5 protein-coding genes are annotated in these 6,267 nt (G+C 64.5%); all 5 read left to right on the forward strand.

The genetic code is table 11. The features are described from left to right. The first annotated feature begins 127 nt into the window (after nucleotides 1-127). Nucleotides 128-1,708, forward strand: coding sequence for a cytochrome ubiquinol oxidase subunit I (locus tag ACTHNE_RS00430; protein WP_324938644.1), 1,581 nt, complete (start codon nucleotides 128-130; stop codon nucleotides 1,706-1,708). A gap of 2 nt (nucleotides 1,709-1,710) precedes the next feature. Continuing rightward, the gene (gene cydB, locus ACTHNE_RS00435) at nucleotides 1,711-2,841 is read left to right on the forward strand and encodes a cytochrome d ubiquinol oxidase subunit II (protein WP_324938641.1); all 1,131 of its coding nucleotides are present in this window, start codon (nucleotides 1,711-1,713) and stop codon (nucleotides 2,839-2,841) included. A 9-nt stretch (nucleotides 2,842-2,850) separates the two neighbouring features. Next, entirely contained in the window at nucleotides 2,851-3,048 is a 198-nt protein-coding gene (locus ACTHNE_RS00440; RefSeq protein WP_440268275.1) for a hypothetical protein, read from the forward strand. Nucleotides 3,049-3,059: 11 nt separating this feature from the next. Then, entirely contained in the window at nucleotides 3,060-4,814 is a 1,755-nt protein-coding gene (gene cydD, locus ACTHNE_RS00445) for a thiol reductant ABC exporter subunit CydD (protein WP_440268276.1), read from the forward strand. Beyond that, a partial coding sequence (locus tag ACTHNE_RS00450; protein ID WP_440268277.1) for an amino acid ABC transporter ATP-binding/permease protein occupies nucleotides 4,811-6,267 on the forward strand: 1,457 nt, incomplete at its 3' end. The genes cydD and ACTHNE_RS00450, both read left to right, overlap by 4 nt.

The raw sequence follows: 6,267 nt of genomic DNA on the forward strand, positions 1-6,267 counted from the left end.
GTGCGTCGTTCCGCCGCGGTGCAATAAAAATTCCGATGATCGCCGGGGCGGACTTGATTGAAATCAAGCTTGCCCGCTTCGAGACGGAAAAAAATAGCGATGTCTCACGCCCATCGGGATATCCATCATGCACGACCCCAGTGTTGTCGATTTGTCCAGGCTGCAATTCGCGCTCACCGCGCTCTACCACTTTCTGTTCGTGCCGCTCACGCTCGGCCTGTCGTTTTTGCTGGCCGCCATGGAAACGGTGTACGTCACCACCGGAAACGAGATCTACAAGCGCATCACCCAGTTCTGGGGCAAGTTGTTCCTGATCAACTTCGCGATCGGCGTCGCCACCGGACTCACCATGGAATTCGAGTTCGGCACCAACTGGTCGTTCTATTCGAGCTTCGTAGGCGACATCTTCGGCGCGCCGCTGGCCATCGAAGGGTTGATGGCGTTCTTCATGGAAGCCACCTTCATCGGCCTGATGACCTTCGGCTGGGAACGGCTCAGGCCCGGGCAGCACCTGGCCGTGACCTATCTGGTGGCGCTGGGGTCCAATCTATCGGCGCTGTGGATCCTGGTCGCCAACAGCTTCATGCAAAACCCGCAGGGTGCGCATTTCAATCCCGCCACCATGCGCATGGAACTGACCAGCCTGCCGGACCTTATCTTCAGCTACGACGCGCAGGCGAAGTTCGTGCATACCAGCATCGCCGGCTACGTGACCGCGGCGGTATTCGTGGCCGGTGTAAGCGCGTGGTACATGCTGAAGAATCGCCACGCCGAACTGGCGCGCCGCTCGTTCCGCATGGCGGTGCTGTTTGGCGTGCTCGCCACCGCCGGCGTGATCACGCTGGGGGATGCGCTGGGCTTTGTTGGCGGGCAGGCGCAGCCGACCAAGCTGGCCGCGATGGAAGGCCTGTGGAAAACGCAGCCTGGACCGATGCCATTCAACCTGGTGGCGTTCCCATCGCAGGAAAAGCGCGTCAACACCGGCGAACTGCAAGTGCCGTATGCGTTGTCCTTGCTGGTGACGCATTCGGTCAACGGCAGCGTGCCAGGCGTGGACCAGCTGGAGCGCGATGCGGCTGTGCGCATCCGCGATGGCATTCCGGCGGTTGCCGCCTTGCAGACGCTTTCGTCCAGGCCCGACGATCCAGCCGCGCTCGCGCAGTTCCACGCGCATGAACATGACCTTGGCTATGGCTTTCTGGTGCAGCGCTATGCCAACGACGTGACGCAAGCCACCGATGCGCAAATCGCCACCGCCGCCAAGGACACCATTCCGCAAGTGGCGCCGATGTTCTGGTCGTTCCGCGCGATGGTGGCGATGGGCCTGGCCATGCTCGCCTTCTTCGTGCTGGCCACCATCTACACCATGCGCAACAACGTGCAGCACAAGCGCTGGCTGCTCAAGATGGCGGTATGGATGATCCCGGTACCGTTCATCGCGTGCGAAATGGGCTGGCTGGTGGCCGAACTGGGACGGCAGCCATGGACGGTGTACGGCATGTTGCCGACGTGGATGTCCGCATCCACCCATAGCGTGGGCTACATGATCTTTTCGATCGCCGGCTTCGTGGCGCTGTACACGCTGTTCATCCTGATCGAGATGTACCTGATGGTGCGCACCATACGCATCGGGCCTGCGGATGAAGCGCCCGCAACGGCCGCCAATTCCGACGCGCACGCCGGCCGCTACAGCCCGGTGGAGATCTGAACATGACGACGTATGCCGTACTTCAATGCACGTGGTGGCTGTTGCTGGGCGTGCTGCTGATCGGGCTTGCCGTGATGGTGGGCATGGACATGGGCGTGGGCACCATCCTGCGCTATGTCGGCCGCAACGACATCGAGCGCCGCGTGGCGATGAACGCGGTCGGACCGCACTGGGACGGCAACCAAGTGTGGTTCGTGCTGGGCGGCGGCGCGGTGTTCGCTGCGTTTCCGCTGATCTACGCCACGGCGTTTTCCGGCTTCTACGTGGTGATGCTATTGCTGCTGTGGAGCATGATCATGCGTCCGCTCGGCTTCGAATACCGCAGCAAGCTGCCGTCGGCCGCGTGGCGCAATGCGTGGGACTGGGCCTTGTTCGTCAGCGGCCTGGTGCCGATGGTGGTATTCGGCGCGGCGTTCGGTAACTTGTTTCTGGGCGTGCCGTTCCATTTCAGCTGGAACCTCACTTCCGAATACACCGGCTCCTTCCTTGCCTTGCTCAACCCCTTCGCCGTGGTGTGCGGTTTGTTGTCGGCCGCGATGTCGGTGTTCATGGGCGCGGTAACCCTGATGAATCGCACCGTGGATGCGATCTACCAGCGCGCGCGCACGCTGGCGCGCATCGCCGCGGGCGCAGCGATCGTGTTGTTTGCGCTTGGCGGCTTCTGGGTAAGCCATCTGCAGGCGTACACGCTGGTCAGCGCGCCGGCGCCCGGCGTGCCGCAAACGCCGCTGCAGCAAACGGTTGCCGCCAGCGGAAGCTGGCTGGCGCATTTCCATCAGAACCCGGTGTTGTGGCTGGTGCCGGTGCTTGGCTTCGCCGGTTTGGCGGCGGGATGGCTGGCGGTGCAGAAGCATCGCTCGTTGCTGGCGTGGTGGCTCGGCGCGCTGGCCTGGATCGGCGTGATCGGTACCGCCGGCACGGCACTGTTTCCCTTCCTGTTGCCTTCCAGCATCGCGCCTTCGCAGAGCCTGACGGTGTGGAACGCCAGCTCCAGCCAGCTCACGCTGACGTGGATGCTGGGTTTTGCGTTGGTCTTCGTGCCGCTCGTGCTCTGGTACACGAGCTGGGCGTTCTACGTCATGCGCGGCAAGGTGCACGCCGAGCATGTTGCCGCCGATGAACACGCGTACTGAGGAGGTCTCATGAAAACCGTATTGTTGTTCTTGCTGTACATGTTCATGGCGGTGGCGGTGATCGTGCTGGCGATCATGCTCGGCAACGCCGGTGCGTGGTATTTCGCATGGCTGGTCGGCACCACCATGATCGTGCTGATCGGCGCGGTGGGTGGCGTGCTGCTGGATACCCAGGACAGGAACGCCGCACACCGCGGCCGGCGGTGATGCGCGCCGGTATGACACATCGCAAAACGCGCTCGCCGACGCTGCGCTGGCTGGGCGAACAGCTCAAGCCGGCGCGCCGCCACTTCATGCAGGGCATCGGCGCGGGCGTGCTGCAATCACTGCTGATGTGCCTGGCGGCATGGCTGATCGCGCATCTGCTCGATCGCGCAATCTTCGGGCATGCCGGCCTGCGGCAGTTGTGGCCGCTGCTCGGCGCACTGCCGTTGCTGGCGTTGGCGCGCGGCGGATTGACGCTGATGCAACGCCGCGCCACCTTCGCCGCCGGTGCTAGCATCAGCCATCGCCTTCGGCAGTCGCTGGAACAGCGCATGCGCGATAGAGGGCCGTCGGCAAGCCAGGAATCATCCAGCGGCGACACAGTGACCCGGCTGGTCGATGGCGTCGACATGCTGGTTCCGTATTACGCCGGATATCTGCCACAGGCCGTGTTCGCGGTGGCGATACCGGCGATCGTCCTGCTCGCCGTGCTGTCCGCCGATGCATGGTCCGCCATCGTACTGATGGTCGCCGCGCCATTGCTGCCGGTATTCATGCTGCTGGCTGGCAAGGCAGCCGAGCAGGCCAGCCAGAAGCGCTGGCTGCGCCTGCGCCGCATGGGTGCGCAATTCATGGATGCGCTCTCGGGCCTGACCACCTTGCGCCTGTATCGCGCCGCCGAGCGCCAAGCGCGTTCGCTGGCCAGCACCGGCGAAGCCTATCGGCGCGAAACGATGGCGGTGCTGCGCATCGCGTTTCTTTCCGCACTGGTGCTGGAATTCTTCGCCACGATCAGCATCGCAGTGCTGGCGGTGCTGATCGGTTTTCGCCTGATGTGGGGACAAATCACGTTCGAGCACGGACTGTTCGTGCTGTTGCTCGCGCCGGAATTTTTCCAGCCGCTACGCATGCTGGGTACGCAACGGCATCGGCGCATGGATGCCGTGGCTGCCGCGACGGATCTCATGGCCTTGCTCGCCGAAGCGCCGATAGCATCGAACCCAAGCTGCGCGGGTGTGCACAAGCCGATCAAGGCGCAACGCGTCACGGTCAGCTTCGAGCATGTCGGCTTCGGCTACGACGGCCAGCGCGAGGTATTGCATGATGTCGATCTAGCCATCGAGGCCGGTACCCGCCTGACCTTGGTAGGCGCCACCGGCAGCGGCAAAAGCACGCTGCTGACATTGTTGATGGGCTTCGCGCAGCCGCGGACGGGAAGGCTGCGGATCAACGGCGAAGACCTTGCCGCGCTCGATCCGGACGCCTGGCGGGCGCACATCGCATGGGTGCCGCAGCGCGCGCATATCTTTCACGGCACGCTGCGTGACAACCTGCTGATCGCAGCCCCCAATGTCGATCGCTTCACGCTGGAGCATGCGTTGCATGCCACCGGCCTGATCGACGTCGTCGCCCGATTGCCGCGCGGGCTGGATACGCCGTTGGGCGAGCGCGGCGCGGGGCTTTCTGGCGGCGAGCGCCAACGCGTCGCGCTTGCGCGCGCATGGCTGCGCCGCGCGCCGCTGTGGCTGCTGGACGAACCCTGGCAGCATCTGGACCAGGCCAGTGCGGCGCGGCTCGAACATGCTTTGCGCCGGCGCACGCAATCGTGCACGGTGCTGCGTATCGCCCATCGCCTGCAGACCGTAGCCGATGACGAACGCGTGGCGGTGCTCGCCGATGGCCGCATCGTCGAAACGGGCGTCGCCGGCAGATTGCGCGCGAGCAACAGCCTGTTCGCGCAACTGGCTGCGCAGGATCACGCGGCATGAAGCCCACATCCCCACCTTCCGTCACCACGCACAGCATTGTTCGACGCGTGCTCGCCTTGCTCACGCGCGAAGATCGCCAATGGCTACTGGCCGGCGTCCTGCTGGCCCTGGTAAGTGCCACGTGCAGCATTGCCTTGCTCGCGGTGGCCGGTCATTTCATTGCTGCCATGGCGCTGGTCGGCGCGGGCGGTGCGGCCATCAATTACTACACGCCGGCTGCCTTGATCCGGCTGCTGGCGATCGTGCGTACCGGCGGGCGCTATGTCGAACGCCTGGCTACGCACGCGGCCACTTTGCGCCTGCTTGCGCGGCTGCGCGTATGGGTTTTCAGCCGGTTGATTCCCCTATCGCCGCAGCAGTTGCAGGCGTTCCGCAGCGTGGAACTGTTTTCGCGCCTGCGCGCGGACGTGGATGCGCTGGAACATGCCTATCTGGGCGTGCTGGTGCCGATGGTAGTGGCATGCGGCAGTGGCGCGTTCGTGCTGATCGTGTCGGCGTGCTATCTGCCGGCTTTTGCGATCGCACTGCTGTGCGTGCTCGCGATTGCCGGCGCCTATCTGCCCGCATGGCTGCGCTCGCGCAGCGAAGCTGCCTCCGCGACGGTGGTTGCCTGCACCGAACAATTGCGCCTGCTTGCTGTGGACGGCGTCCAGGGCAGGGCGGAGTTGGCCTTGTATGGCGCGCAGACGCAGCATGCGCAAGCTGTCGGGGCTGCATCCAGTCGCCGCATGGCAGCCCATGCACAGTTGGACCGCCTGCAGACGCTGGGGGCGGCAGGCTGCATGCTCGCCGCGCAAGTGTCGATCACGTTGGCGCTGGCACTTGGCATACCTGTCTTGCCCGGAGGTCGCCTGCAAGCACCCGATCTGGTGATGCTGTCGATGATGGCGATGGCCTTGTTCGAAACCATTGCGCCGCTGGGCGATGCGTTGACGCAATGGAGTTCGACGCGGCGTTCCGCCGAGCGCATCCTGGCATTGGTCGACTTGCAACCGGACATCGCCGATACCGCGCAGCTCGTGCTTGCACCGTTGGGCACGGCCGTGTCGATCCGCAACTTGCGCGTGCGCTACGACGGCGCATGGGTGCTCAAGGGCGTCGACCTCGACCTGCCACCCGGCCAGCGCGTAGCGCTGCTTGGCGCTTCCGGTGCCGGCAAAAGTACCCTGGTGGCAGCGCTGCTGCGGCTGCATCCCTACGCCGGCACCATCCTGCTGGATGGCAAGCCGCTGGATGCGTACCACGTCGACGACGTACGCGCCTGTTTCGGCGTGGTGGAACAGCAGCCTTATCTGTTCGACGCGAGCTTGCGCGACAACCTGTGCCTGACGCGTCCGTCGCCCACCGACGAGCAACTGCGCCATGCCATCGACGTGGCGCAGCTGTCATCGTTCGTCGCGGCCTTGCCGCAAGGGCTCGACACGCTGCTGGGCGAAAACGGCATGCGTCTTTC

This window comes from Dyella sp. (assembly GCF_051954575.1).
In the GTDB taxonomy this organism is placed as follows: Bacteria; Pseudomonadota; Gammaproteobacteria; order Xanthomonadales; family Rhodanobacteraceae; genus Dyella_B.